Annotated in this window: 30 protein-coding genes; 20 read left to right on the top strand and 10 right to left on the bottom strand. The window is 58.0% G+C overall.

What is annotated here, in order from left to right; translation table 11 throughout:
- Positions 1 to 2 precede the first annotated feature (2 nt).
- From ACHEXK_RS11715 to ubiB, 5 genes are read left to right on the top strand one after another with little or no spacing between them, the layout of a single operon-like run.
- Positions 3 to 422: a DUF971 domain-containing protein gene (locus ACHEXK_RS11715; RefSeq protein WP_300557420.1), complete on the top strand. Its 420-nt coding sequence runs from the start codon at positions 3 to 5 to the stop codon at positions 420 to 422.
- A 10-nt stretch (positions 423 to 432) separates the two neighbouring features.
- Positions 433 to 1,164 (top strand): bifunctional demethylmenaquinone methyltransferase/2-methoxy-6-polyprenyl-1,4-benzoquinol methylase UbiE, encoded by a 732-nt coding sequence (ubiE, locus tag ACHEXK_RS11710; protein ID WP_416546377.1) that lies wholly within the window; start codon positions 433 to 435, stop codon positions 1,162 to 1,164.
- A 35-nt stretch (positions 1,165 to 1,199) separates the two neighbouring features.
- Positions 1,200 to 2,198, top strand: a complete 999-nt coding sequence (locus ACHEXK_RS11705; protein ID WP_416546375.1) for a Tim44 domain-containing protein — start codon at positions 1,200 to 1,202, stop codon at positions 2,196 to 2,198.
- Positions 2,199 to 2,246: 48 nt separating this feature from the next.
- Positions 2,247 to 2,807, top strand: a complete 561-nt coding sequence (locus tag ACHEXK_RS11700) for a hypothetical protein (protein WP_416546373.1) — start codon at positions 2,247 to 2,249, stop codon at positions 2,805 to 2,807.
- Complete coding sequence (gene ubiB / locus ACHEXK_RS11695; RefSeq protein WP_416546371.1) at positions 2,804 to 4,378, top strand: ubiquinone biosynthesis regulatory protein kinase UbiB; 1,575 nt, start codon at positions 2,804 to 2,806, stop codon at positions 4,376 to 4,378. The genes ACHEXK_RS11700 and ubiB overlap by 4 nt, the downstream gene beginning before the upstream one ends.
- A gap of 20 nt (positions 4,379 to 4,398) precedes the next feature.
- Here ubiB and ACHEXK_RS11690 read toward each other — a convergent pair whose 3' ends face one another.
- The 4 genes from ACHEXK_RS11690 to ACHEXK_RS11675 all read right to left on the bottom strand — a co-directional run bounded on the left by ACHEXK_RS11690 (position 4,399) and on the right by ACHEXK_RS11675 (position 8,499).
- Complete coding sequence (locus tag ACHEXK_RS11690; RefSeq protein WP_416546369.1) at positions 4,399 to 5,223, bottom strand: ABC transporter permease; 825 nt, start codon at positions 5,221 to 5,223, stop codon at positions 4,399 to 4,401.
- Positions 5,220 to 6,161, bottom strand: coding sequence for an ABC transporter permease (locus ACHEXK_RS11685; RefSeq protein ID WP_416546367.1), 942 nt, complete (start codon positions 6,159 to 6,161; stop codon positions 5,220 to 5,222). Before ACHEXK_RS11685 ends, ACHEXK_RS11690 begins: the two co-directional genes overlap by 4 nt.
- Positions 6,158 to 7,276 carry an ABC transporter ATP-binding protein gene (locus tag ACHEXK_RS11680; protein ID WP_416546365.1) on the bottom strand — a complete coding sequence of 373 codons (1,119 nt, stop codon included), beginning with the start codon at positions 7,274 to 7,276 and terminating at the stop codon, positions 6,158 to 6,160. The genes ACHEXK_RS11685 and ACHEXK_RS11680 overlap by 4 nt, the downstream gene beginning before the upstream one ends.
- 83 nt (positions 7,277 to 7,359) lie before the next feature.
- Positions 7,360 to 8,499 (bottom strand): extracellular solute-binding protein, encoded by a 1,140-nt coding sequence (locus tag ACHEXK_RS11675; RefSeq protein ID WP_416546363.1) that lies wholly within the window; start codon positions 8,497 to 8,499, stop codon positions 7,360 to 7,362.
- 216 nt (positions 8,500 to 8,715) lie between these two features.
- Here ACHEXK_RS11675 and ACHEXK_RS11670 point away from each other — a divergent pair, with 216 nt between their 5' ends.
- Genes ACHEXK_RS11670 through aspS form a run of 3 tightly spaced genes read left to right on the top strand, consistent with a single transcriptional unit; the run spans position 8,716 to position 11,621 of the window.
- A complete protein-coding gene (locus ACHEXK_RS11670) occupies positions 8,716 to 9,057 on the top strand; it encodes an FmdB family zinc ribbon protein (protein ID WP_416546361.1) in 342 nt (113 codons plus the stop codon).
- A 36-nt stretch (positions 9,058 to 9,093) separates the two neighbouring features.
- Entirely contained in the window at positions 9,094 to 9,756 is a 663-nt protein-coding gene (locus ACHEXK_RS11665; RefSeq protein ID WP_416546359.1) for a DUF502 domain-containing protein, read from the top strand.
- Positions 9,757 to 9,806: 50 nt separating this feature from the next.
- Positions 9,807 to 11,621: an aspartate--tRNA ligase gene (aspS, locus tag ACHEXK_RS11660; RefSeq protein WP_416546357.1), complete on the top strand. Its 1,815-nt coding sequence runs from the start codon at positions 9,807 to 9,809 to the stop codon at positions 11,619 to 11,621.
- A gap of 249 nt (positions 11,622 to 11,870) precedes the next feature.
- Here the strand turns inward: aspS and ACHEXK_RS11655 are convergent, their stop codons facing one another.
- The 3 genes from ACHEXK_RS11655 to ACHEXK_RS11645 all read right to left on the bottom strand — a co-directional run bounded on the left by ACHEXK_RS11655 (position 11,871) and on the right by ACHEXK_RS11645 (position 13,627).
- Complete coding sequence (locus tag ACHEXK_RS11655; protein WP_100119240.1) at positions 11,871 to 12,293, bottom strand: RNA recognition motif domain-containing protein; 423 nt, start codon at positions 12,291 to 12,293, stop codon at positions 11,871 to 11,873.
- Positions 12,294 to 12,566: 273 nt separating this feature from the next.
- Positions 12,567 to 13,091 (bottom strand): lytic transglycosylase domain-containing protein, encoded by a 525-nt coding sequence (locus ACHEXK_RS11650; RefSeq protein WP_416546354.1) that lies wholly within the window; start codon positions 13,089 to 13,091, stop codon positions 12,567 to 12,569.
- The gene (locus tag ACHEXK_RS11645) at positions 13,088 to 13,627 is read right to left on the bottom strand and encodes an ABC transporter ATP-binding protein (RefSeq protein ID WP_416546352.1); all 540 of its coding nucleotides are present in this window, start codon (positions 13,625 to 13,627) and stop codon (positions 13,088 to 13,090) included. Before ACHEXK_RS11645 ends, ACHEXK_RS11650 begins: the two co-directional genes overlap by 4 nt.
- Before the next feature lie 208 nt (positions 13,628 to 13,835).
- Between ACHEXK_RS11645 and nudB the strand changes: the two genes are divergently transcribed.
- From nudB to ACHEXK_RS11595, 10 genes are all read left to right on the top strand, one after another.
- Complete coding sequence (nudB, locus tag ACHEXK_RS11640; protein ID WP_416546350.1) at positions 13,836 to 14,303, top strand: dihydroneopterin triphosphate diphosphatase; 468 nt, start codon at positions 13,836 to 13,838, stop codon at positions 14,301 to 14,303.
- A gap of 2 nt (positions 14,304 to 14,305) precedes the next feature.
- A complete protein-coding gene (locus ACHEXK_RS11635) occupies positions 14,306 to 15,058 on the top strand; it encodes an endonuclease/exonuclease/phosphatase family protein (RefSeq protein ID WP_416546348.1) in 753 nt (250 codons plus the stop codon).
- A gap of 2 nt (positions 15,059 to 15,060) precedes the next feature.
- On the top strand, positions 15,061 to 16,290 hold the full coding sequence (gene clsB / locus ACHEXK_RS11630; RefSeq protein ID WP_416546346.1) for a cardiolipin synthase ClsB: 1,230 nt from the start codon (positions 15,061 to 15,063) through the stop codon (positions 16,288 to 16,290).
- 102 nt (positions 16,291 to 16,392) lie between these two features.
- Positions 16,393 to 17,103 (top strand): GTP cyclohydrolase I, encoded by a 711-nt coding sequence (gene folE / locus ACHEXK_RS11625; RefSeq protein ID WP_416546344.1) that lies wholly within the window; start codon positions 16,393 to 16,395, stop codon positions 17,101 to 17,103.
- Between the two features lie 3 nt (positions 17,104 to 17,106).
- Positions 17,107 to 17,529, top strand: a complete 423-nt coding sequence (locus tag ACHEXK_RS11620; protein ID WP_416546342.1) for a BLUF domain-containing protein — start codon at positions 17,107 to 17,109, stop codon at positions 17,527 to 17,529.
- Between the two features lie 37 nt (positions 17,530 to 17,566).
- A complete protein-coding gene (locus ACHEXK_RS11615; protein WP_416546340.1) occupies positions 17,567 to 18,382 on the top strand; it encodes a DUF429 domain-containing protein in 816 nt (271 codons plus the stop codon).
- Between the two features lie 179 nt (positions 18,383 to 18,561).
- Positions 18,562 to 19,257, top strand: a complete 696-nt coding sequence (locus tag ACHEXK_RS11610; RefSeq protein ID WP_416546338.1) for an aspartate/glutamate racemase family protein — start codon at positions 18,562 to 18,564, stop codon at positions 19,255 to 19,257.
- Positions 19,258 to 19,288: 31 nt separating this feature from the next.
- Positions 19,289 to 19,501: a DUF4287 domain-containing protein gene (locus ACHEXK_RS11605; RefSeq protein WP_416546336.1), complete on the top strand. Its 213-nt coding sequence runs from the start codon at positions 19,289 to 19,291 to the stop codon at positions 19,499 to 19,501.
- 53 nt (positions 19,502 to 19,554) lie between these two features.
- A complete protein-coding gene (locus tag ACHEXK_RS11600) occupies positions 19,555 to 20,037 on the top strand; it encodes a pyridoxamine 5'-phosphate oxidase family protein (RefSeq protein ID WP_416546334.1) in 483 nt (160 codons plus the stop codon).
- Positions 20,034 to 20,489 (top strand): GNAT family N-acetyltransferase, encoded by a 456-nt coding sequence (locus ACHEXK_RS11595; protein WP_416546332.1) that lies wholly within the window; start codon positions 20,034 to 20,036, stop codon positions 20,487 to 20,489. Before ACHEXK_RS11600 ends, ACHEXK_RS11595 begins: the two co-directional genes overlap by 4 nt.
- Before the next feature lie 100 nt (positions 20,490 to 20,589).
- Here ACHEXK_RS11595 and ACHEXK_RS11590 read toward each other — a convergent pair whose 3' ends face one another.
- The 3 genes from ACHEXK_RS11590 to ACHEXK_RS11580 are packed head-to-tail and all read right to left on the bottom strand — an operon-like array spanning position 20,590 to position 24,605.
- Entirely contained in the window at positions 20,590 to 22,014 is a 1,425-nt protein-coding gene (locus ACHEXK_RS11590) for a sulfatase-like hydrolase/transferase (RefSeq protein WP_416546330.1), read from the bottom strand.
- 18 nt (positions 22,015 to 22,032) lie between these two features.
- A complete protein-coding gene (locus tag ACHEXK_RS11585; RefSeq protein WP_416546328.1) occupies positions 22,033 to 23,604 on the bottom strand; it encodes a sulfatase-like hydrolase/transferase in 1,572 nt (523 codons plus the stop codon).
- Between the two features lie 32 nt (positions 23,605 to 23,636).
- Positions 23,637 to 24,605 carry a Bug family tripartite tricarboxylate transporter substrate binding protein gene (locus ACHEXK_RS11580; RefSeq protein WP_416546326.1) on the bottom strand — a complete coding sequence of 323 codons (969 nt, stop codon included), beginning with the start codon at positions 24,603 to 24,605 and terminating at the stop codon, positions 23,637 to 23,639.
- A 79-nt stretch (positions 24,606 to 24,684) separates the two neighbouring features.
- Here ACHEXK_RS11580 and ACHEXK_RS11575 point away from each other — a divergent pair, with 79 nt between their 5' ends.
- Both ACHEXK_RS11575 and ACHEXK_RS11570 read left to right on the top strand, forming a co-directional pair.
- Complete coding sequence (locus ACHEXK_RS11575; RefSeq protein WP_416546324.1) at positions 24,685 to 25,446, top strand: Crp/Fnr family transcriptional regulator; 762 nt, start codon at positions 24,685 to 24,687, stop codon at positions 25,444 to 25,446.
- 121 nt (positions 25,447 to 25,567) lie between these two features.
- On the top strand, positions 25,568 to 25,966 hold the full coding sequence (locus ACHEXK_RS11570; RefSeq protein WP_416546322.1) for a cupin domain-containing protein: 399 nt from the start codon (positions 25,568 to 25,570) through the stop codon (positions 25,964 to 25,966).
- Positions 25,967 to 25,968: the final 2 nt, after the last annotated feature.

The following is a 25,968-nucleotide window of genomic DNA, read 5'->3' as shown; positions in this document are numbered from 1 at the left end:
AGATGGCCGGATTGAAAAAAGACATGCCCCACCCCGAGTCGCTGACCTTGCACGGTCAGACCCGGGTGCTGGAAATCGGGTTTTCAGACGGGGCACAGTTCCGCATCCCTTTTGAGCTGATGCGCGTGTACTCGCCTTCGGCCGAAGTGCAAGGCCACGGCCCTGGGCAAGAAGTGCTGCAAACCGGCAAGCGCGAAGTCGGCATTGCCGAGATCGAACCGGTGGGCAATTACGCCGTGAAACCCACCTTCACCGACGGGCACGAATCGGGCCTGTTCACTTGGGAATACCTGTACTTTTTGGGTGACCAAGAAGCGGCGCTCTGGAAGCAATACGAAGACCGCCTGCAAGCGGCGGGCATGAGCCGTGACGCGCCCATGATCGAAGCCGCAGCAGGTGGCAGCTGCGGACACAAGCATTGAGGGATCGGGCATGAGCAGCACCCACTTCGGTTTTAAAACCGTCGACGAAACAGAAAAAGCCAAGCATGTGCGGGGCGTGTTCGACTCGGTCGCGTCCAAATACGACGTGATGAACGACCTGATGTCCATGGGCTTGCACCGCGTGTGGAAGGCCTACACCGTGCAGTTGGCCAACCTCCAAGAGGGCGATCAGGTGCTGGACATCGCTGGCGGCACAGGCGATTTGTCCATGGCGTTCGCCAAAAAAGTGGGTGCCACGGGTCGCGTGGTCCACACCGACATCAATGAAGCCATGTTGTCCACCGGGCGTGACCGTTTGGTTGATCACGGTTTGGCCTTGCCCACTTTGGTGTGTGATGCCGAAAAGTTGCCTTTTCCAGATGCTCATTTCAACGTGGTCAGCGTCGCCTTTGGCCTGCGCAACATGACGCACAAGGATGTGGCCTTGAAGGAAATGTGCCGGGTGCTCAAGCCGGGCGGAAAATTGCTGGTGCTGGAGTTTTCCAAAGTGGCCAAACCCCTCGAAAAAGCCTATGACTGGTACAGCTTCAAGATCTTGCCGCAGCTGGGCAAGCTGGTGGCGGGCGACGCCGACAGCTACCGTTACCTGGCCGAGTCCATTCGCATGCACCCCGGGCAAGAAGAGCTGAAAACCCTTATGAAAAATGCCGGATTTGGGCATGTGGATTTTCACAATTTATCGGCCGGGGTGGTAGCCTTGCACATGGGCATCAAATGCTGAGGCCCGCAAACTGAATTTCCTGAGTTGGAGACACCATGAACAACAAGTTGATGACCCTGATGCTCGCTGGCGTGATGGCACTGGGCAGTCTGAATGCTGAAGCCGCACGCCGCATGGGTGGTGGCAAATCCATTGGACAGCAGTCGAACCAGGTCACCAAGCGCGATGCCGCGCCCCAGACACCTGCTGCACCTGCCCAAAATGCGGCACCTGCGAACGCTGCCAAACCCGCTGCTGCGCCTGCTGCCGCTGCACCCAAGAAGCCTTGGGGTGCCATGCTGGGAGGCTTGGCCGCGGGTCTGGGCCTGGCTTGGTTGGCCAGCTCCTTGGGCATGGGTGAAGCCTTTGGCAACATCTTGATGGCTTTGTTGATCGGTGTGGCCGTGATCGCGGTGATTGGCATGGTCATGCGGGCGCGCCGCGGTGGTGCTGGACAAGGGGGAGGCTTGGCTTATCAAGGTGCTGGCGCATCGGCGGCAAACCCCGCCACGTACCCCCAGTACAGTCCCCAAAATGTGGGCAATGATGCGTCGGCCCGTCCATGGGAAGGCCAAAATTCCCGTTTTGACAGCTCGGCTGCCTCGGCTTCAACCGGCTCCATGATTGGCTCTGGCATTGGTTCGGGTCTGAGCGGTTCGCAATCCTGGGGCATCCCTGCGGGTTTCGACGTCGACAGTTTCATCACAGCCGCCAAACGCAACTTCGTTACTTTGCAAGACGCCTGGGACCGCTCGGACATCACTGCGCTGCGTTCCATGATGACCGATGCCATGGTGGTGGAAATCCGCAGCCAATTGTCCGAACGCGAAGCTCAGTTCCCCGGCCAGCCCAACAAGACAGAGGTCGTCCAACTCGATGCGCATCTGCTGGGCATCGAAGAGCAGGACGACGCTTACTTGGCCAGTGTTGAGTTCAACGGCATGATCCGCGAAGACGCGGCTTCGGGCCCCAGCCCATTCCGTGAAGTTTGGAACATGAGCAAGTCCAAGCAGGGCGGCGGCTGGTTGGTGGCGGGTGTGCAAGCACTGCAATAAAGCCCGGGCCCCTCAATGGGCCAACACTTTCGGGAATAATCGGGGACTATGGCAACACAGTCCCCTTTTTCATGGGCCGCTCAGGCGCTGCCCGACATGGTCAACCAGCTCGCGGCCAACTTCCAGCCTCCGGCTTGGGTGGTGGACGAGAGCATCAATCGCCTTGTTTTGTTCCTCAACCATGTGCTGATGAGCGAGCCCGAGGCCATGGCCCGCTTGGCCCGCCAAAAAGGCCAGCGCATCGAGCTGGTCTGGGAGCGCATGCAACTTCAATTGAGTCCTACCCCCGCAGGGCTGCTTGAGCGAGGCCATTTTGAAGGCTTTGATCTGCGCCTCACGGTGACTGAAGAATCCCCTGTTTCGCTGGCTTCGGCGCTGGCGCGGGGCGACAAACCCAAGGTGCGCATTGAAGGCGATGTCCAGCTGGCCGCTGAAGTCAATTGGCTGATCGACCATGTGCGCTGGGATGCTGAAGAAGACCTGGCCCGCCTGATCGGCGACGCCCCCGCGCACACTCTGGCACAAGTTGCCCGTCAAGCCATGACGGCCTTGCGCAGTTTTGTCGCCCAGCGACCCGGTACCGGGTTGCGCACGGGCAGCGCAGCATGATGCGCTGGGGCCGCTTCGGGCGCGGCGCCTTCATCGTCTTCATTGTCCTGCGCTACGGCCTGGACGAGTTGGTGCTGTCGAGCTTCCAAAAACCCTGGATTCGCTTGTTGGCGCGTGTGCTGTCGGTCGGCCGCGACTTGCGTTCGCCCCGAGCGGTTCGCCTGCGTGAAGCCCTGGAGCGTCTGGGACCGATTTTTGTGAAGTTTGGCCAGGTGCTGTCCACGCGCCGCGACTTGATGGCCCCCGACATCGCAGAAGAACTGGCCAAGTTGCAAGACCGGGTGCCGCCCTTCAGTTCGGCCATCGCGGTGGCCTCGATCGAGCGGGCATTCGGGCGCAAAGTGGACGACATCTTTGAAACCTTTGAACGCGAGCCGGTGGCCAGTGCCTCGATTGCTCAGGTGCACTTTGCCACCTTGCGTGGCAAATCCGGGGATGTCCGTGAAGTCGCCGTCAAGGTCCTGCGTCCAGGCATGCTGCCCGTCATCGACAAAGACCTGAGTTTGATGCGCATGATGGCTGGCTGGGTTGAGAACCTGAGTGCCGATGGCAAACGCCTCAAGCCCCGCGAGGTGGTGGCCGAGTTCGACAAATACCTGCACGACGAGCTGGATCTGGTGCGCGAAGCGGCCAATGCTGCGCAGCTGCGCCGCAACATGCAAGGCCTCGATTTGGTGCTGATCCCTGAGATGATTTGGGACTTCTGTCACCCCGAGGTCATCGTCATGGAACGCATGCATGGCGTGCCCATCAGTCAGGTGGACCGTTTGCGCGAAGCAGGCGTGGACATTCCTAAATTGGCCCGCGATGGCGTGACGCTGTTTTTCACACAAGTCTTCCGCGATGGCTTTTTCCATGCCGATATGCACCCTGGCAACATCCAGGTCAGTCTGGCGCCAGCCACATTTGGTCGGTACATTTCGTTGGACTTTGGCATCGTCGGCACGCTCACCGAGTATGACAAGGAGTACCTCGCACAGAATTTCACGGCTTTTTTCCGCCGGGACTACAAGCGCGTGGCCGAGTTGCACATCGAGTCCGGTTGGGTGCCCGTGGACACCCGCGTGGACGAATTGGAATCGGCGATCCGTGCCGTGTGCGAGCCTTACTTTGACCGTCCGCTCAAAGAAATTTCGCTGGGCATGGTGCTGATGCGCTTGTTCCAGACCTCACGTCGTTTCCAGGTCGAGATTCAGCCTCAATTGGTGTTGTTGCAAAAAACCTTGCTCAACATTGAGGGCCTGGGCCGCGACCTCGATCCCGAATTGGACCTGTGGAGCACGGCCAAGCCTTTCCTTGAAAAGTGGATGCTTGACCAAATTGGCCCCCAAAAATTGTGGGCAGAACTCCAGTCCCAAGCCCCGCATTACGCCAAGTTGCTGCCGCAATTGCCGCGGTTGCTGCATGACTACCTGCAAAAACCACGGCAACAAGACAACCGCCAGTTAGAGAATTTGCTGGCTGCGCAGCGCCGCACCAACCAGTTGCTGCAAATCCTGCTTTATTTGGGCCTGGGTTTCACCATGAGTTTGTTGGTATTGCAGGTTTGGCATTATTTGCCGGGTTGGTGAGTCCCGGCTTTGTGCTGGGGTCAGACGCCGCCTGGGCCGTTGGGTTTGCGTGCCTGCCGAGCGGTATAAATGCCAAAGGCGATCACGGCCAAGGTCACCACCAGCATGAGCAAGCTGGCCGCCGCATAAATGGACGGGTTGACCCCTCGTCGGGCATAGCTGAAGATGACCTGTGGCAAGGTGGTCACGCCTGGGCCTGACAGGAATTCCGAGACGACCACATCGTCAAATGACAAAGTGAAGGTCAGCAGCCAAGCCGCGAGCAGCGCTTGCGAAATATTGGGCAAGGTCACCAAAAAAAATACTTGGCTGGGTTTGCAACCCAAGTCCATGGCAGCTTCTTCGATGGATCGGTCCATTTCTTTCAAACGGGACTGGATCACCACGGTGGCATAAGCCATGCCCAAGAGCGCATGGCCCAGCACAATGGTGGTCATGCCGCGTTCTGGCCAGCCAAAAACACGCTGCGTACCCACCGACAGCAGCAACAAGGACAGGCCGATGATCACCTCGGGCATCACCAACGGTGCATTGAGCATGGCACTGAACAGGCTGCGCCCTTTGAAGCGGGTGTATCGCACCAGCGCATAGGCGGCCAAGGTGGCCAGCACCACCGAAAAAGAAGCGCTGATCAGCGCCACCTTCAGTGAAAGCCAAAAGCCTTCGAGCAGCCGCGAGTCGCGTGCCAAGGCTTCGTACCAGCGCCAAGAAAAACCCGTGAAATGGCTGTCTTGGCGGGTGCTGTTGAAAGAAAAAACCACCAAAAACGCCAAAGGAGCGTAAAGAAAAGCATAAATGCAGGTCATCCACACTTTGCCAATGTGGGTTTGGATGCGGCGCATCATGCTCGCTCCTCCTGAGCTTGGCGTGAGACCCGGGCGTTGTACCAAGCCAGCGGGATGATGACCCCTAAGATCATCATGATGGCCAGCGCCGAGGCACGAGGCCAGTTGTTGCTGCTGAACATTTCATCCCAAACCACACGGCCGATCATCACGTTCTCTGCACCGCCCAATAGTGAGGGAATCACGAATTCACCCAAACAGGGGATGAACACCAGCATCGAGCCCGCCACGATGCCAGCACGGCTGAGCGGCACGGTGACCAGCCAAAACGCCTTCCACGGGCTGCAGCCCAAGTCATACGCCGCTTCAAGCAAGCGCGTGTCCAGTTTGACCAGCGTGGCATAGAGTGGCAACACCATGAAAGGCAGATAAACATAGGTCATGCCCACCAGCATGGAAATATCGGTGTAGAGCATTTGCACGGGCTCAGTGATCAGACCCAAGGCCAGCAGGGCCTTGTTGACGACGCCTTGGTCGGCCAAGATGCCTTTCCAGGCATACACGCGCAGCAAAAACGAGGTCCAAAAGGGCAGCATCACCATCAACAGCAAAACAGGGCGAATGTTGGCCGAAGACCTGGCCAGAAAGTAGGCAAAGGGGTAGCCCAAGAACAGGCAAAACAACGTGGTCCAAAAAGCGTATTTGAGCGACAAAAGATACGACTCGGTGTAAAGCGTCTGCCCAAATTGACCGCTGTCATCCACCACCAGGCTGATGTAATGGCTCAACTTCAGGTTCAATTGCCAACCACCGGTTTCGGTGTGTGACAGCAAACTGGCAAACGGGTTGAGCTGATCACCCATGTCGGTCACGCTTAGGCGCAGCAGGATCAAAAAAGGCACCGCAAAGAACACGCACAACCAGATAAAGGGAATGCCCAGTACCGAGCGCCGCCCGAGGCGTAAGCGTTCCACCACTTGAGACAGCAAATGGATCATGACGACAACAACACCCCGGCTTGGGTGCCCCAAGAGCAATACACCGTGTCGCCCCAAACGATATCGCCTTCGTGGTTGCGACTGCGGTTGGTCTGGGTGACCTTGATCACGCTTTGATCGGGCAGTTGCACGACATAGGTGCTGTAGCTGCCCATGTAGGCGATTTCGCGCACCACGCCCGAGACCACGTTGGCAGACTCGGGCGCTCCGGTCACGGGAGCGCGTTTGTCCACCTGAATTTTTTCGGGTCGCACAGCCAGCGACAGCGCCATGCCCAAGGGGTGCGAGGTGCCATGGCCGAGCATGAAACGGCCTTGAGGCGTGCTGAGTTCCGATTGACTCGCTTCGGTGCGCGACAGGAGGCCATCGAACAGGTTCACGTTGCCAATGAAATCCGCCACAAACCGGCAGCTGGGGGCTTCATAAACTTCGGTCGGGCTGCCCAGCTGGAGGATGCGGCCATGGCTCATCACCGCAATGCGCGAAGCCATGGTCATGGCTTCTTCTTGGTCATGGGTCACCATCACACACGTCACGCCAATCGATTCAATGATGTGGACCAGCTCGAACTGTGTTTGCTCGCGCAGTTTTTTGTCCAAGGCCCCAAGGGGTTCGTCCAGCAACAGCAACTGCGGTTTGCGCGCCAGGCTGCGGGCCAAGGCCACACGTTGTTGTTGGCCACCCGACAGCTGATGGGGTTTGCGGTTGGCAAATTTCTGCAATTGCACCAGATCCAGCATGGCCTGCACACGCTCGCCGATGTTGTCTTTGGCCATGCCCATGCGACGCAGGCCAAAGGCGATGTTTTCCCAAACAGACAGGTGGGGGAACAGCGCATACGACTGGAACATCATGTTGATGGGGCGTTCATACGGCGGCAGCTGGCTGATGTCCTGTCCACCCAAAAAAATCTGGCCCGCAGAGGGCGTCTCAAACCCCGCCAACATCCGCAGCAAGGTTGACTTGCCGCAACCGGAACTGCCCAGCAAGGCGAAGATTTCACCTTTGCCAATGCTCAGCGACACATCATCGACCGCTGTCACGCTGTCAAATTGCTTGACCAAGTGATGAATCTGGAGAAATCCGGCTTTTTCGGAGGGTGCAGGGGGCGTCATGTCGTCTTTCTGAACTCAAGAAAAAGGCTGTGCACATGTCCTGTGCACAGCCTGATTTCAATCACGCGGTGTGGGGCGCGTTGTCATTTGCCTTTTTTGAAGGCGGTGTAGACAGAGGTCATGGATTCGCGTGTGGCGTTGGACAGGCTGGAGGGTGAAACCGCCACTTGCAGTGCCGCAGCATCCAAGAAAACAGCCTTGTTGTTGGCCACTTCGGGGGTGACCTGTGCCACGCTGGCCTTGTTGGCGGTCGCATAGCTCAATTCATTGGTCAGCGAAGCAGACACTTCCGGCTTGAGGAAGTAATTGATGAAAACCATGGCGTTGTTGGGGTGTTTGGCATCCTTGGGAACGGCCAGGTTGTCAAAGAACAGCAGGCCACCGGTTTTAGGCAACAAGGCTTCAATCTCTTGGCCGCTCTTGTTTTCTAAGGCGCGGGAGCTGGCGATGTTGATGTCACCCGCCCAGCCCAAGGCCACGCAGGCTTTGCCACCGGCCAGATCGTCGATCATGGTGCTGGAGAACAGGCGGATGTCTTTGCGCACCTTGCTCAGCATTTCGCCAGCGGCCTTGTGGTCAGCTGCGTCGGCCGAGTAGGCGTCTTTGCCGATGTAATGCAGGGCTGGCGGCATGATTTCGGTGGGCGAATCGAGGTAAGCAATGCCGCAGGACTTGAGTTTGCTGGTGTAGGTGGGGTTGAAGACCAGGTCCCAGGCGTTTTCGGGCATGGGGGTGTTGCCCAGTGCTTTGCTCACTTTGGCTTTGTTGATGCCAACGGTGGTGAAACTCCAAGCCCATGGGATCAGGTGGGCGTTGCCTGGATCGACCTTGTCGAGCTTGGCCATGATGGCGGGGTCCAAATTGGCCAAATTGGGGATTTGGGCCTTGTCCAGGGGGCGCAGCAAACCGGCTTCAATTTGGGACTTTGCAAAAACCGCACCGGGCACCACCAGGTCGTAACCCGAGTTGCCAGCGATCAGCTTGGCTTGCAGGGCTTCATTGTTCTCAAAGGTTTGGTAGTTGACCTTGATGCCCGTTTCTTTTTCGAAATTGGCCACCATGTCTTGGGTGATGTAGTCGGGCCAGTTGTAAATATTCAACACCTTCTCTTCGGTGTTGACCGGGGCCGCTGCACTGACGGGTGCTGCAGGCGCTTCTTCTTTTTTGCCGCACGCCACCAAGGTCAATGCACACAAAGCGGTCAGTAAAAAGCGTTTGTTCATGGTCAAAAACTCCATCAGGTACTGGAATGAAAGATGGGACTTGGTGTGCGCCAAATCGATTTTTTACAGATTGTAAAAGAAGGGACTTCACGGGAGGGTACTGGGTGAATTCCCTCCTTGGAGGTTCGAGATGAAATGTTTCAAGCAGGTCGCAGAGGGAGTGACGGTGTTCGACTTACAATTTAGGGTTGGAAAAATATTACCGAGAACCGTCTAATGCCCATTTACGCCTACAAATGCGACGCCTGCGGTCATGCCAAGGATGTTCTGCAAAAGATGAGCGATGAGCCCTTGACCGATTGCCCGGTCTGTGCGGCACCTCAGTTCAATAAACAGCTCACAGCCCCAGGCTTTCAGCTCAAGGGCACGGGCTGGTATGCCACCGATTTCAAAGGCGGCGGTGCCGCTGCTGTGCCAGCCGCCTCCGCCACAGCGGCCGATGCGGTGTCTACTGCAGCTCCATCTGCCCCTACTGAGACGTCGGCACCTGCTGCGTCGAGCACAGCAAGCACTTCTTCAAGCGCGGGTGGCTGCGCAGCTTCTTGCGCCTGCCATTGAGCACATTTGTGCCAGACCCCACCGATTGCACAACCCATGAAACACCGCAGTTTTAAACAGTATTTCATCACTGGTTTGTTGGTGTGGCTGCCCATGGGGATCACCGTTTGGGTGCTCATGTGGTTGGTGGGTTTGTTGGACGCCATCTTTTTGGCGGTATTGCACGCGGCCGACACCTTGATTCCCGGTGTGCATGCCAGTGCCGAGTACCTGCGGGGGGTGCCTGGCCTGGGTGTGGCCTTGGTGGCCGTGGTCATTTTCGCCACCGGGGTTTTTGTGGCCAATATGTTTGGCCAGTGGTGGCTGCGCAAGTGGCATGGCTTGATGAACCGCATCCCTGTCGTGCGCAGCATTTACACCAGTGTCCGTCAAGTGGCCGATACTTTGTTTTCTGGCAGTGGAAACGCTTTTTCCAAGGCTTTGCTGGTGCAGTATCCGCGCCAAGGCTCTTGGACGATCGCTTTTTTAACCGGAACACCCAGCGGTGAAGTGGCCAGCCATTTCGATCAGCCTTTGGTCAGTGTGTATGTGCCGACCACGCCCAACCCGACTTCAGGTTTTTTCCTGATGATGCCCAAGGCCGATGTGATCGAACTGGACATGAGCGTTGACGATGCCTTGAAGTACATCATCTCCATGGGTGTGGTGGTGCCCGGCGCACCTGCCCCTGCGCCAAAGACCGGCAGCGCTACGTCTTGATCGGTCTGGCTTGTTTTGAATCCTGTTTCTGCGAATTCTGAAAGTAAATCATGTCCATGCGTTCCCACTACTGCGGTCTGGTGACCGAAGCCCTGACGGGTGAATCTGTGAGCCTGTGCGGCTGGGTCAACCGTCGCCGTGACCACGGCGGCGTGATTTTCATTGACTTGCGCGATCGTGAGGGCTACGTTCAAGTGGTGTGCGACCCGGATCGTCCTGACATGTTCAAAGTCGCCGAAGAGGTGCGCAACGAGTTCTGTGTTCAGATCAAAGGTGTGGTGCGTGCCCGCCCTGAAGGCACCACCAACGACAACATGAAAAGCGGCAAGATCGAAGTGCTGTGTCATGAACTGATCGTGCTCAATGCCTCTGTCACCCCTCCTTTTCAGATTGATGAAGAAAATTTGTCGGAGACCACCCGTCTGACGCACCGTGTGCTCGACTTGCGTCGTCCGTACATGCAAAACAACTTGATGCTGCGCTACAAAGTGGCCATGGAGGTGCGCAAGTACCTGGATGAAAACGGTTTTGTAGACATCGAAACCCCCATGCTCACCAAGAGCACACCCGAAGGCGCGCGCGATTACCTGGTCCCTAGCCGCGTGCACGACGGTCAGTTCTTTGCGTTGCCACAGTCGCCCCAGCTGTTCAAGCAGCTTTTGATGGTGGCGGGCTATGACCGTTACTACCAGATCACCAAGTGCTTCCGAGATGAAGACTTGCGAGCGGATCGTCAGCCTGAATTTACCCAGATCGATATCGAAACATCGTTCCTGACCGAAGAAGAAATCCGCGACATGTTCCAGGGCATGATCAAGCGCGTATTCCAGAAGACCATTGGCGTGGACTTGGGCGAATTTCCAGTCATGACGTACCAAGATGCGATGCACACCTACGGCTCCGACAAGCCCGATTTGCGTGTGAAACTGCAGTTCACCGAAGTGACCGATGTGATGGGTGACGTGGACTTCAAGGTTTTCTCTGGCGCAGCCAACATGAAAGGTGGCCGCGTGGTGGCCCTGCGCGTGCCAGGTGGCTCGGTCGAAGGCGGCGGCATCAGCCGAGGCGAGATTGATGCGTATACCGAGTTCGTCAAGATCTATGGTGCCAAAGGTTTGGCGTACATCCGAGTCAATGACTTGTCCAAAGGCCGTGACGGTTTGCAGTCGCCCATTGTCAAGAACATCCACGATGCGGCCTTGAAGGCGGTGCTTGAGCGCTCGGGTGCACAAAACGGTGACTTGATTTTCTTCGGTGCTGACAAGGAAAAAATCGTCAACGACGCCATCGGTGCGTTGCGCATCAAAATTGGTCACAGTGCTTTTGGCAAAGCCAATGGCCTGTTTGAAGACCGCTGGGCCCCGATGTGGGTGGTGGACTTCCCCATGTTCGAATACGACGACGAGAGCCAGCGTTACACCGCTGTGCACCACCCTTTCACCGCCCCCAAAGATGGCCACGAAGATTGGATGGTCACCGCCCCTGAGAAGTGCATCTCCAAGGGCTATGACATGGTCTTGAACGGTTGGGAAATGGGCGGTGGCTCCGTCCGTATCCACCGCGCCGACGTGCAGCAAAAAGTATTTGACGCCTTGAAGATCACCCCCGAAGAAGCGCAGCTCAAATTCGGCTTCTTGCTGGACGCGCTGCAATACGGTGCGCCGCCACACGGCGGTTTGGCTTTCGGTTTGGACCGCATCGTCACCTTGATGACCGGCGCGGAATCCATCCGAGATGTGATCGCCTTCCCCAAAACGCAGCGCGCACAGTGTTTGCTCACGCAAGCGCCAAGCCCTGTGGACGAGAAGCAATTGCGTGAACTGCACATCCGTTTGCGCAATCTGGATGCGGCCAAGACAGCCTGATCGACCCAGACATGCTCCCAACGCCAACGCCACCTTCGGGTGGCGTTGGCGTTGGGGCTGCAGATCAGGCGGCCAACCTCGTCCCTAAGCGGAAGTTGGGGCCTACGCATCGAGGCGTTGGTCGTTGAGACAGGCCCACAAAAAAAGCTTCAAAACCGAAGTCTTGAAGCCTTTGATGTCTGTGAGCAGCATGAAGCTGGACCAGAAATTCGGCAACGGCATGGCTGCCGTTTGCAGGGTTTGCAGGGCTTAGTAGCCGCCGCGACCGCCGCCGCCGTAGCCGCCACCGCCGGAGCGATCGCCACCGCCGCCGTAGCCGCCGCCACCGGAGCGGTCACCGCCGCCGTAGCCGCCGCCACCGGAGCGTCCGCCACCGCCGTAACCGCCACCACCGCCGAAGCCGCCGGTACGGGGAGGACGAGCTTCCATCGGACGGGCTTCATTCACAGTGATGCTGCGGCCACCCAAAGACTGGCCATTCATGCCAGCAATAGCAGCTTGTGCTTCGGCATCGCTGCCCATTTCGACAAAGCCGAAACCTTTAGAACGACCTGTGTCGCGTTCCATCATGACTTTGGCGCTGGTGATGGCGCCGAATTCGCCGAATGCCTGTTGCAGGTCTTCGTCGCGAACGGTGTACGGCAAGTTGCCGACGTAAAGTTTATTGCCCATGGAGGACTCCTCAGAAATACAAAAAAACAAAGCGATGGGGTCCCGAAAGCACAACAAACTGAAAACTGCCGCCGTAGCGCGCGAAACTGACCGATCACCTGACTTGTGCCGTTTTTTATGACGTACACCAACGCATTATGGGGCATAGCGTGAAAAAGCGGTGAAATTGATGCTTCTTATATTTTTCAAGTGATTCAAACGGTCAAAAAAAAACGCTCTTGTGGCACGGATGGGGTCCCAGCGCCTTGGTCCTGGGCGAGATTGGCGGGCTCGTCAGCGCAAAGAAGCACGGCGCGCCATTTCACGTCTCACCAATTCTTGGTAGCGTAAATTGTGTTCGGGTGTGGTGGAGTGGTAGGCCGCGACGCCAAACCATGTGTTGCCATGGCGCAGCAAACTGCGCTTGAGATGCCAAGCTGCCACGTGGGTGGCCACGCAGGGGTCCATGAGTTGGGCTGGGGTAATGCCCCATTGGGCCAATTCTGGAAAGTGAACAGAGTTGATTTGTGCCATGCCCACATCCACCGTACCGTTGGGGTTGTGGTTCACCACATGGGCACGCATGCCCGATTCGACCTGCAAGATCGCCCTGAGTATTTTGGGGTTGACGCCATGCCTTTGTGCGGCGGGGACCAAGCAACGCTCTGTGGCCGGCGGCGTTGGCGTTGAGACCCTTGAGGTCTGGCTCAGGGCCAGGCCGTGCGACCATGCCAGCGCTCCAGCGCAAAACACAAGCAGTGCCCAATGGCGTGCATGCAAGAAGCCGGGTGACATTCCAAACCAGGCGATGGGCTTCACAGTTGAAACACAGCCGCCAATGGCATGTGCATGGGTGGCTCGTAGTCGGCGATCAGGCAGGCGCGCTGTGCATCTCGGTAGGTGTCGTTCAACATCGCTTGCAACACCCGAATCGAGGCCTGGTCGAGGGAGACGAAGGGTTGGTCCAGCAAAGTGACCGTGGCCCCAGAAGCCAGCGCTGCGACCAAGCCGACTTTGCGTCGGCTGCCGGTCGACAGCATGTTCAGGCGCTTGTCCAGATGGGGCGTGAGTTGCAAAGCCTCGCAGCCAGATTGTTGGGCATCTTCAGACCAATCAGGCCACAAGCGCGCCAACGCAGACCAGCATTGCCCTGGGGTGTTCTCATCGTGCTCAGGCAACCGCAAGTCCATCCAAAAAACGTCACCTTGTAGCAAGGCAGGCGAAGGTAGACCCACACCGAGAACGCCGATTTGACCGGATTGCATCGGCAAGTCGCCTGAGAGCAAACGCAAAAGCGTGGTTTTCCCTGAGCCTTCATCACCCAGCAAAGCCGATACGCCTGGCGGAATGCTCATCTCCAAGTCTTTGAAAAGACAAAGGTCGCCGGGACCGCCGCAGAGCCCTTGGACTTGCATCAAAGGCGGACGGATGTCTGCCTGGGGAAATGGGGACGAAATCAACATGGCAACCATGCTATCAGCTCAGAGCGGCCCACTTCGCTGTCCTCAGGGTGCTGACTACAATGAACCGAAGTGGTATGCGTGCCACGAAGGATTCCCAACCATGTCTGTCCCTGCGGTTTACAAAATCCCCGAATCGGTGCTGGTGGTCATCCACACCCCTGCGCAAGAGGTGTTGCTGATTCGCCGCGCCGATGCGGGCACATGGCAGTCGGTCACGGGCAGCAAGGACCATCCGGCTGAGACTTGGGCAGAAACTGCCATTCGTGAGGTGCTGGAAGAAACGGGCATTGATGCCCACCACCCTGACTGCTGGTTGCATGATTGGCAATTGGAAAATCAATACGACATTTACCCTGCTTGGCGATGGCGTTACGCCCCCGAAGTCAGTCGCAACACCGAACGGGTGTTCGGCTTGCGCGTGCCACAGAAGATGCCCATCACGCTGAGCCCATCCGAGCACACCGCATGGCAATGGCAGCCTTGGCAGGCGGCGGCTGATCAGTGTTTTTCACCGTCGAATGCCGAGGCGATTTTGATGCTGCCGCGTTTCTTGACACCCGTTGGCTGACCATGCCCCAACGACACGAACATCCTGTTTTGCGCGTTGCCACCTACAACATCCACAAGGGTGTGCAAGGCATCGGGCCCACGCGGCGATTGGAAATCCACAATTTGGGTCATGCGGTGGAACAACTTGATGCGGACATCATTTGCTTGCAAGAGGTTCGCCGAATGCATCGCCGCGAAGAACTGCATTTTGCGCATTGGCCCAGCCTGCCTCAAGCGGACTATTTGGCCCCTGAAGGTTATGAAGCGGTTTACCGTACCAATGCCGTCACCCGTCACGGCGAGCACGGCAACGCCATGTTGTCGCGCTGGCCCGTGTTGTCGCACCAACAGCAAGACATCTCGGACCACCGTTTTGAACAACGCGGGTTGCTCCACAGCACGGTAGAGGTGGTGGACAGACTGGTGCATGTGATCGTGGTGCATTTGGGGCTGGTGCCTGCCAGTCGTGTACGCCAAGTGCTTCAGTTGCTGGCGTTCATCGAACAAACCATTCCAGCATCAGCCCCTGTTTTGGTCGCCGGCGACTTCAATGACTGGGGCACCGGTTTGGGGCGACGCATGGCGCAGGCGGGCTTTCGAGAATGGCGTGAACAAGCCACGCCCACCTTTCCCTCGCGTTTGCCGTTGAACCAGTTGGACCACATCTATGCCCGTGGTTTCAAGCCCGTGCATGCCATGGTGCCCACCGGACGAATTTGGCAGCGCATGTCTGACCATCTGCCCTTGGTGGCTGAATTCGCCTGGTTGGATTGAACATGCGACATGGCCTGCCCTTGCATGATGGTCATCACATCCGTTTGATTGAAGGGGGGCAAGCCTACTTTGATGCCTTGGTCTCTGCGCTCGACCAAGCCCACAGCCACGTGCAGCTAGAGACCTATATTTTTGACTTCCATGGTGCTGCGGTCCTGGTGGCGCAGGCTTTGGAGCGCGCAGCGGGCAGGGGTGTGCGCGTTTGTGTCGTGGTGGACGGCGTGGGAACACCTCGGTTGCCGCCAGAATGGCAAACACGGTTTTCTCGGGCGGGTGTGGCTTGGCGGGTGTATTCGCCATTGGGCACCCTGGGTCTGCTGATTCCCAGTCGTTGGCGGCGCTTGCACCGCAAGCTGTGCGTGATCGATGGTGAGTTGGCTTTTTGTGGTGGCATCAATATTCTGGATGACTGGTATGACCCGCATCACGGCACATTGGCTCAGCCTCGCTTGGACTTTGCAGTTTCCGCAAGGGGAGTGCTGGTCCAACACATGCAAGAGACGATGACGCAATTGTGGTGGCGCATTCAAGGCGTTACGCAGGCCAAACAACAGCAATTTCCAGAAGCCCTGAAGTCGTTTCGTGCTGCGGGCGTTCATTGGCCCTGGAAGCAAGCGGGGGGCTTGAGCGCGCCAACGCTGGTGCGGGTCAAGGCCGGCCTGTTGCTGCGCGATAACGTGCTGAACCGTGGCCAAATTGAACGCGCCTACCTCAAGGCCATCGGCGCGGCCAGGCATGAAATCGTGATCGCCAACGCCTATTTCTTGCCAGGCCGTCGCGTGCGACAAGCTTTGATCCATGCAGCCCAACGGGGGGTGCGTGTGCGTTTGTTGCTGCAAGGGCGTTACGAGTACTTCATGCAATACCATGCAGCCCGGCCCGTTTACGGTGCTTTGTTGGCAGCAGGCATCGAGATCCATGAATACGTGGCCAGTTTTTTGCATGCCAAAGTGGCCGTGATGGACCCGGACCACGAGCGGCCTTGGGCGACCGTGGGTTCTTCCAATTTGGACCCACTGAGCTTGCTGCTGGCACGCGAGGCCAATGTGGTGGTGGCCGATAAAGCCTTTGCGCAGCAATTGCACCAGCGCTTGGTCTTGGCGATCGAGCAGCAAAGTCAACCTGTAGGGGTGCAAACCTTCACGCAAAGTCCGTGGCACTTGAGGTGGCGTGACCGGGTGGCGTTCGCGCTGATGCGTTTGGCCTTGTTTTTAACGGGCAACCGATACTGATCGGGGGTTCCCCCTCGTCAGACATGGGCGTTAGGCGATTGGCCCGTTGGCGCCGCCAATCGCTGGTAGGATGAAGCCCACATTAATCAAACCCCAGACGCCATGACTGCTTCTGCTGCCACGCCCGAAGATGACGGCGTACCTGTATCGGTGAAGATCCGCGAGCGCATCCATGCGTCGCGCAAGCGTTTTCACGCCAACGACAACATTGCCGAGTTCATCGAGCCTGGCGAGCTCGACAAGTTGCTTGACGAAGTGACCGAGAAAATGTCGGGTGTGCTCGACAGCCTGGTGATCGACACCGTCAACGACCACAACACGGGCGATACCGCCCGCCGCGTGGCCAAGATGTACTTGAAAGAAGTCTTCAAGGGGCGCTATATCGTCGGCCCCGAGATCACCGAGTTCCCCAATGCCGAGCACCTCAATGAGCTGATGATCGTCGGTCCTATTACCGTGCGCAGTGCTTGCAGTCACCATTTTTGCCCTGTCATCGGCAAAATTTGGATAGGGGTGCTGCCCAACGAGCACACCAACGTGATTGGCTTGTCCAAATATGCCCGTTTGGCCGAATGGATCATGGGTCGGCCCCAGATCCAAGAAGAAGCCGTGGTGCAACTGGCGGATCTGATCCAGCGCAAAACCCAGCCAGACGGTTTGGCCATCGTGATGGAAGCGAGCCACTACTGCATGGGCTGGCGGGGTGTGAAAGACATGGACAGCAAGATGATCAACTCGGTCATGCGGGGTGCATTTCTCAAAGACCCGAACTTGCGTCGCGAATTTTTGGCTCTGATTCCCGGAAGGACATAAACCATGTTGGTACGCCTGCTTTACGCCAGCCGAGTGGTGGACTCGAGCCCTGAGACCATCAACTCGATTTTGGCCCAATCGCGCCAGTTCAATCCGAGCAGCGGCATCACGGGCATTCTTTGCTACGGTGGAGGTATTTTTCTGCAAGCCATCGAAGGTGGTCGCAATGCCGTCAGTGATTTGTATGGCCATATCCAAAAAGATGTCCGCCATAAAGAGGTTGTGTTGTTGCACTATGAGGAGATCTCGGAGCGCCGTTTTGGCGGTTGGACCATGGGCCAGGTCGATGCTTCACGCGTGAACACCAACATCCTGCTCAAGTACTCTGAGCGTGCCGAGTTGGACCCCTACAACGTGTCGGGCAAAGTCTCGCTGGCCTTGCTCGAAGAGCTGATGGCCACCGCCTCCATCATCGGCCGTGCCTGAGCTTTGCAGGCGCGACGCCTGCGTCGCGATGTGAACCATGAACCTGATTGGCTGCGACTTCTCCAGCAGCCCCAGCCAACGCAAACCCATTGTGCTGGCGCTGGGCCAAGCCCGTCAGGGCCGCGTGCAGCTGCAGGCCCTGCAGACCTTTGACACCCTGACTGCGTTTGGCACTTGGCTGGCGCAGCCCGCCGACTGGGTGGGTGGTTTTGACTTGCCTTTTGGTTTGCCGCGTGAATTGGTCGAGACGCTGGGCTGGTCCACCGACTGGGCGGCCTGTATGGACCATTACTGCGGGCTCCAGCGTCCCCAAATTCGCGAACAGTTTGCGGCCTTTTGCAACGCCCGCCCGGTGGGTGGCAAGTTTGCGCACCGCGCTGCCGACAAACCCGCGGGCTCCAGCCCCTCCATGAAATGGGTCAACCCACCTGTGGCCTACATGCTGCACGCGGGTGTGCCGCTGTTGCGCCAAGCGGGTGTGCACCTGCCCGGCCTGTGCGCTGGCGATGTGCGCCGCGTGGCGCTGGAAGCCTACCCCGGCCTGCTGGCGCGCGAGGTGCTGGGCAACACCAGCTACAAAAGCGACGACAAAGCCAAACAAACCCCCGAGCGCCTGCTGGCCCGGCGCGAATTGCTGAGCGCCTTGGAGCGCGGCCAGACCCGTCTGGGCCTGCGCCTGGTGGCCAGCAACGCGCTGCTGGGGCGTTTGGCCGATGACGCCAGCGGCGACGCGCTCGACGCCACCCTGTGCCTGATGCAAGCGGCCTGGGCGCAGCAGCAGCACGAGGCTGGGCATCCGCAATACGGCTTGCCCGACTGCGATCCGCTCGAGGGCTGGATCGTCACGGCCTAGGCTTCGATCTCCATCACCCCCAGGTCTTTGGGGTGACGCAGTGGGTTGCCCGTGAGGCGTGACCTGCTGAAAAATCGTGCTCGATTGAGTGATGGCTTGTGGCGTTGAGTTTTAATGATTGGCCTAAGCCGACGGCTGGTTTGGAAAGTGAGCCGTCATGCGCAACCCAAGGAGTCCCTGTGAAAACAATTGGTCTGATCGGTGGCATGAGTTGGGAGTCCACCGTGCCTTATTACAGAGTGATCAACGAAACGGTCAAACAACAGTTGGGCGGTTTGCATTCTGCCCAGCTCATTTTGTACAGCGTGGACTTTCACGAAATTGAAGAACTCCAGCGCCAAGGCGACTGGGACAGCGCAGGCCTGGCCCTGGCCCATGCGGCGCGCTCATTGGAAGCCGCTGGCGCATCTTTTTTGGTTTTGTGCACCAACACCATGCACAGGGTCGCGCACCCCATCGAAGCGGCCGTTAGCATCCCACTGCTGCACATTGCAGACCCTACAGCGGCTGAGATCAAAAAATCGGGACACACCGTGGTGGGCCTGCTGGGCACGCGCTTCACCATGGAGCAAGCCTTTTACAAAGACCGGCTGCGCGATCACCATGGCCTGCAGGTCAAAGTTCCAGACATGGCAGGCCGGGACATTGTTCACCGCATCATTTATGAAGAACTGTGCCTGGGCATCGTCCGGGCCGAGTCACGGGCCGAATACACAAGGGTGATGCAGGGCCTGGCCTCTCAGGGTGTTCAATCCATCATCCTTGGCTGTACAGAAATCTCGCTCTTGGTCAACGCGCAGGACTCGCCGGTCCCGCTGTTTGATACCACGTCCATTCATGCCAGAGCGGCGGCGCTCGAAGCGCTGAAGTCGTGATGCGGAAAAATGTCCTAAGGAGATCCGCCTCATGAGCACCCCAGAAAAACCCAAAGGTCCCGCATCGTATTTTCCATCCATCGAGAAGAAGTACGGTCAGCCCATCGCGCATTGGTTGGCCTTGCTCCAATCGTGCAAGGATATGAAGCACATGGAGCTGGTCGCTTGGCTCAAGAGCGAGCACGGTATGGGCCACGGGCATGCCAATGCCATCGTGGCGCATTGGATGGCCTCACACAAATGACTGGACTTGGATACTCGTCAAATCGGTGATTCTGGTCTGTATGAGAGATTTTTATGCCATTGCTGAATGAGTCTCTTCGAGAGGCTGCGCGTCGCAGCGGTCTGTGCTGGCTGGCCACGGTGGATGCCAAGGGCCAGCCCAATGTCTCGCCCAAAGAGGTGTGGGCTGTCTTTGACGACCAGCACGTGGTGGTGGCGAACATCGCCTCACCTGTGTCGGCCCGCAACATCGCCCAGCAGCCGCAGGTTTGCCTGAGCTTTGTCGATGTGTTCGTGCAAAAGGGCTTCAAGCTCAAGGGCTCAGCGCATGAGGTGCTTGCCGCTGATTCGGCATTTGCCTTTTGGGCTGCACCGCTGCTGGCCATGGTGGGGCAGTGCTTTGTCATCCACAGTGTTCTGGTCATTCGCGTCACATCGGTGGCCCCCATCGTGGCACCGAGTTACCGCTTTTACCCAGACGAAACCACCGAGGCATCTCAAATCGCTTCGGCCATGAGGGCCTACAAAGTCCATCCAGCACCCCAGGAGAAACCATGAGTTCAATCACCATCCGCCAAGCTGTGTTGGCCGATCTGGATGCGGTAGCGATCTTGTTCGATGGTTATCGCCAGTTTTATGGACAGGCCAGCGATGAAACCGCGGCCAAGACTTTTCTGCAAGCCCGCTTTGAGCATGGGCAATCGGTGGTGCTGTTGGCGGAATCACAAGGGCAAGCTGTGGGTTTCACGCAGCTGTACCCGAGCTTTTCTTCGGTGTCGATGGCGCGGGTGTTTGTGCTCAACGACCTCTTTGTGGCACCCACGGCCAGGCGACTGGGCGTGGGCGAGGCCTTGTTGACAGCTGCTGCTGACCATGCACGCCAACTGGGCGCTGTGCGTTTGTCATTGACCACGAACGTGCAAAACTTGCCTGCACAGGCCTTGTACGCGTCCATGGGCTGGGAGCGTGATCAAAAATTCTATGCTGACCACTTGGCTTTGAAAGCATGACAGTCATCAGGGCTGGCTCATCGTCATTTATTTCAATGTTCTGTCAAACCGCAGCGGGTGGTGATGCGGCTGGGTGAGCATTCGCCGACTACTTTCATCATCAGCGCGTCGGCACTGGGCTGGCTCCTGCTGGCCCTTTCCCCAAAGCCGCTTCCCGGCCGCCGAATCGGACGACGAGTGCGTCTTGATCGGACTTGGCGCGCTGATCTGTGGCCTCTGGGTCGAGCATTTGGTTCAGAAGCGATGCCATGTGTTCACGAATCGCCCGATAGCCTTCGTGCGCAGCAAGGTTCACGCTTTGACCTGGATCGGCCGCCATGTCAAACAATTCTGATTCATAGCCCACGTAGTGGTGATACGCCCACTGACCTTGTCGCACCAAATAAGCTGCGCTGGGCGAGCCCACGGCGTGGTACTCGCTGAAGCCGATGCGCCCTGGATCATCTTTTTCGTTGGCGATCGCCACCAGCGATCGGCCCGGCAGCGTGGGGTCTGCGGGCAGCTTCGCGTTGTCGAGCACGGTCGGGGCGATATCGATCAGGTTAACTTGGGTGGCACAGACCTTCCCCTCCGGGATCCCTGGCCCAGCCAAGATCAACGGAATATGGGTGGCTTCTCGGTAGAGCGTCGATTTATTCCACATCCCACGCACGCCTTGGTTGTCACCATGATCGCTGCTCATGATCACCCGGGTGGATGCTTGCAAACCAGTTTGTCCAAGTGCGTGCAGCACTTTGCCGATTTGCTCGTCAATGAAGCATGTCAACGCGTAATAGCAAGCCAAAGCCAAGCGGCGGCGCTCAGGCGTGCCCAACTCATCGTCTGCATTTGAAAAATCCGCATGCCGCTGCACCCAAGGGTGACGCTGGTAGCCGCTGCGCGGATGTAGCCGAGGGTCAGGAATGGCATCCAAGTTGATTTGATCTAGGTAGCGCTGTGGCACGACGAGCGGGAAATGTGGCGCGACGAAACCGACGAACAAGGTCCATGGCGCAGCATCTTTTTCGACGGCCTTGTCATGCAGCCACTGCGCTGCATGCTCAGCCGAGGAAATGTCGTACTGGTTGTAGCTAGACAGCCCAGAACCGAGTTCGGTGAACAGCCGCGATGGGCGCGGCGTGTTGGGCAATGGGTTGCGCACCGAGCCCCAGACCTGCCCGATGCCATCGGCCAGATGCAAGGGGTCGTGCTGCTTGGAAAATCCGGTGGGCGCAGTGGCATGCACATGGTGCAATTTGCCCATCGACTCGACGCAGTGGCCAGCAGCTTGCAGCGCATGCCCCCAACCGGCCACACGTCCGTCATAGCCCATGGCGTTATCCCAATAGGCGATGTCATGCACCCAGCGCCCTGTGGCCAGCGCGGCCCGTGCGGGGACGCAGATGGGCGAGGGTGTGAGGGCTTGGGTGAATCGCGTGCCACGGGCAGCCAGGGAGTCCAGATGGGGTGTCTGGACGAAAGGGTGACCAGCGCAGCCCAAGGCATGTGCCTCTTGCTCGTCGGTCAAAAGAATCAACGTGTTCAAGGTCATCGTCCAAGGCCCTTAAGCAGGCCCAACGGGTTCAGGCAGTGGGTTGCGAATATCGTCCGGGCGGCTCATGAGCCGCTGTATCAACTCCTCACGCAAGCCGCGGTGCTTGGGATCGTCAAACAAATTGACGCACTCATGGGGGTCGTTGTTCAGGTCATACATTTCACCGACCCCACTGGTCAATTCAAACGTCAGCTTGGCGCTGCGGGTGCGCACAGTGCGCAAGTCCAAGGCGACACCACAACGCGATGGACCTAAGCGCCATTCGTTGTAGGCGTGATCGCGTTCTGCAGGCCCCAAACCGGTGAGCAGCGGACGCAGGCTTTGGCTGTGCACGGCAGAGGCCACAGGTGTGGCTGCATAGTCGCCAAAGGTCGCTGCCAAGTCCAGCGTGGAGACGGGTTGATTGTTTTCCTGATGGGCAGCAATGCCAGGTCCGCGCATGATCAAACCGACGCGCAGCAGGCCTTCGTAATGCATCGGGCCTTTGAGCATGAGACCATGATCACCCAGAAATTCACCGTGGTCAGAAGTGAACACCACGAGCGTGTTGTCAGCCAAGCCAGCATCGTCGAGTGCAGACAAGATCCGCCCCACTTGGTGGTCCACCAAAGAAATCATGCCGTAGTAATTGGCAATGATTTCTCGCAACTGCGCGTCGGTTTGCGGTGGCATGCGCGAGTATTCCTCACGCACTTTGCGGCTTTCTGGCGTGCCACCGGGCGTGTTTTCCAGTGCGGCTCTGTGCCACCAGGGGCGTTTGTCCAAATCTCGAAGCCGATGCGGTGGCAGATCCACCTCCTCTGGGTGATGCATCCAACACCAGGGCGCAGGTGCATCAAAAGGGTGATGCGGGTCTGCCATCGACACCCACGCGCAAAACGGCTGTGCTGTCGCTTGGGCATCGGTGGCTTCACGCTGGCGCCGCCCCTGCTCAGCGATGTAGGCGACCGTGCGATCCCCCACCCAAGTGCTGTTGTGCCAAGCCGTGGGCAGGGCGCTGTTGTGCGTTTGTGCAGCCTGTGTTTGCGGGTCAAGGCGCTGGTTGTACAGGGCGTTCTTCATGGCACCCAAGCCATCGCGGTGGTACCAACGCTCGTACTGCAAACCACCAGGGCTGGCCTCGGGTAGCCAGTAGTTGTGCCCCAATTGCATCAACTCGACCTGTTCAAAGCCCATGTAAGGGCCTTGCCAATTGTCTGCAAACATATGCGAACTGGGAATGTTCTCGCAGCGTCCGGTTGGACGGTTGGCGTAGGAATGGTTGCTCGAAAAATGCGCCTTGCCGATGAATCGCGTGTCGTAGCCCGCTTTGCTCAGAGAACCGGAAAAGCCTCCCGCCGCGATGGACTCGTCCAGATCGATGCCGTTGTCGTGCACCCCACTGGTCAGCGGCAGCATGCCGGTCAAGATGGCGCTTCTTGAGGGCATGCACACCACATTGGGCGTGATGCATTGGGTGAATCGCGTGCCTTGCCGGGCCAGCAAATCAAGGTGCGGCGTTTGCACCCGGCGCCCTTCGAATCCAAAGCAATCAGCGCGGTGCTGATCGCTCATGATCAGCAAAATGTTAGGTCTTTTCAAATCGTGTCACCCAGTTTCGCGAATGGTATGCATCAGTTGTCAGCGGTGTATCCCGTGGCTTTGATGACAGGGCCCCAGCGTTCAAAATCCTCTTTGAGATGACGCGCCAAATCAGCCGAAGACCTGATGTCAGAATCAAACTCCAGCTTTTCAATGGCAGCAACCAAGCGTGGGCTGCGCGCCGCAGCAACAATCGCGGCCTCCAGTTCGAGTTGGATCGCTTTCGGTGTTTTGCTCGATGCAAAAAATGCAAACACCTCGTTCAGCTGCAATTCGGGGTAGCCCTGCTCTTTGAACGTGAGCACACCCGGCAGACCCGGCAAAGCCTTGTCGCCGCTGAAGGCAAGAATGCGAAGTTTGCCGGACTTGTGATGCGTCACCAGGTTGGGCAGCGTCGTGGAGAGGGCGGGAATCGTCCCACCCAACACATCCGTCATCGCGGCTGCACCGCCGCGATAGGGCACATGCTGAAAATCAATGCCAGCCTTGCGCCCAAACATCACACCCATGAAGTGCATGGCTGTGCCAGCACCCGGCGTGCCGTAGCTGGCCTTACCAGGGTTGGCCTTGGCCCAATCCACAAATTCCTTGAGTGTTTTGGCGGGTGTGCCCGGCCCAACACCCAAAGCAAACTGGAAAGAGCAAACACCTGCCAGCGGTGCGAGATCACTCATCGAATAACGCAGTTTTGGATAGACATGCGGGAAGATCGTCGCATTGCCCCCTGGCATCATCACAATTGTGCTGCCGTCGGCGGGTACGGCCAGCATGGCCTCAGTGGCCAGTTGCCCAGCGGCACCCGTGCGGTTTTCTATGATCGCGTTGTAGCCTGCGGCACGAAGCTCCTCACCGACTTGGCGAGCCACCACATCCACAGCCCCCCCGGCGGGGTAACCCACAAGGATTTTCAATGGTTTGCCTTGCGCAAAGGCGAGGCTGGGCGAGAGGCCTGCGACAGCGCTGGATCCCATGTAGGTCAAGCAGTGGCGACGATTCAGCATGATGATCCTTTAAAGAAGCTGCAATCAGCGTTGGATGTGGGCATATTCGCGGTGAAGGCCATTTGCGAATCAAACGATCATGTGCCGGGCTGGAGCGCGCTTCAGTATCTTCGGGAACAATACAGGGATGACCCCTAATCAACTGCATTCCAATGATCGCTTCACGGCAGAACTTTTGCAAAGCCGTCAATTGGGCCGCAAGTTTGCGGACGCCCTTGCGCAACCGCTGGCCTTCAAGAGCAGGCCGCTGCACCGATTTGCTGCAGGGGTGAGCTTGTGCAAAGCAGGAGATCGCGTGACGCAACTGCCTTTCGTCATGAGCGGTCGCCTCGATGCTGTTGTGCATGTGCCGGGTGTCCAAGGCGGGCAAATCGTTCCCATCTCATTTCGCGCGGGTGAAATGGCTTTTCTTTCTTACTTGTTCAACCAACTGCCCAGCGGGAGTGACTTGGTGGTCGGAGAGCCCAGCACCATTCAATGGCTGCCGCTGAAAGACATTGAAACTTGTCTGCTGAATAATCAGGGTTTGCTGCTGATGCTGGTGCGTTTTCTCGGTCAGCGCCTGCGTGAGGTGCAAGCACGTGAGCGCAGTTGGGCTGCAAGAGGCGTGCAAACCCGCCTTTGTGCTGGCTTGGCGCGCATGACAGCTGATTTGCCCAGCCGATCCGACGGGCGTACCGTCGTCGTCGCAACACATGAACAGATAGCTGCCAGCTGCGGCATCAGCCGTCCGAAGGCTTCGATTGCTCTTAAAGTGCTCGAAGGCGATGGCGTTTTGAAACTGGGTCGCGGCTGGCTCGAAGTGTTGAATTTGCGAGGATTGATGGACGGAGTTGGCTAGAAGACGCAAGCCCTTGCCGATGTTGATCCAATGGTGATTTTCAGGGTGACAGCCGCTCCTCGTGACTCGCCTTAGGATGCGTGGCTGTGTGCAAATAATTTGAGTGACCCAGGAGATGCCGATGACAACGCAAGGTTTTGTGGTGACGCACGCCAAAGATGCGCAGTTCGAGCGTGGTCTGCGCTCGTTTTTTGAGTACCGTGATTTGGGGCTAAAGGCGGCCACGCAAGGGCGTGTCACGGCCAGTGTGATTCGCGCTGCTGCGGGGCATGAATTTTCCAGTCAACCGCATTTGCACCATACCGAGTTTCAGCTGGTCTATGTGCTCAAGGGCTGGATTGAATTTGAGTATGAGGGCCAGGGCGTGGTGCGGCTGGAGGCCGGCTCGTGTGTGCACCAGCCGCCCGAAATTCGCCACCGCGAACTCGGCCACAGCGAGGATCTGGAGTTGCTCGAGGTGGTTCTGCCCGCCGACTTTGACACCGTGACGGTGGACGACGTCAACCCCAAACAGGCTTGAAG

It is taken from the genome of Limnohabitans sp. DCL3 (assembly GCF_048019295.1).
GTDB lineage: Bacteria > Pseudomonadota > Gammaproteobacteria > Burkholderiales > Burkholderiaceae_C > Limnohabitans_A.
This window is presented reverse-complemented; position numbering and strand designations above follow the sequence as displayed.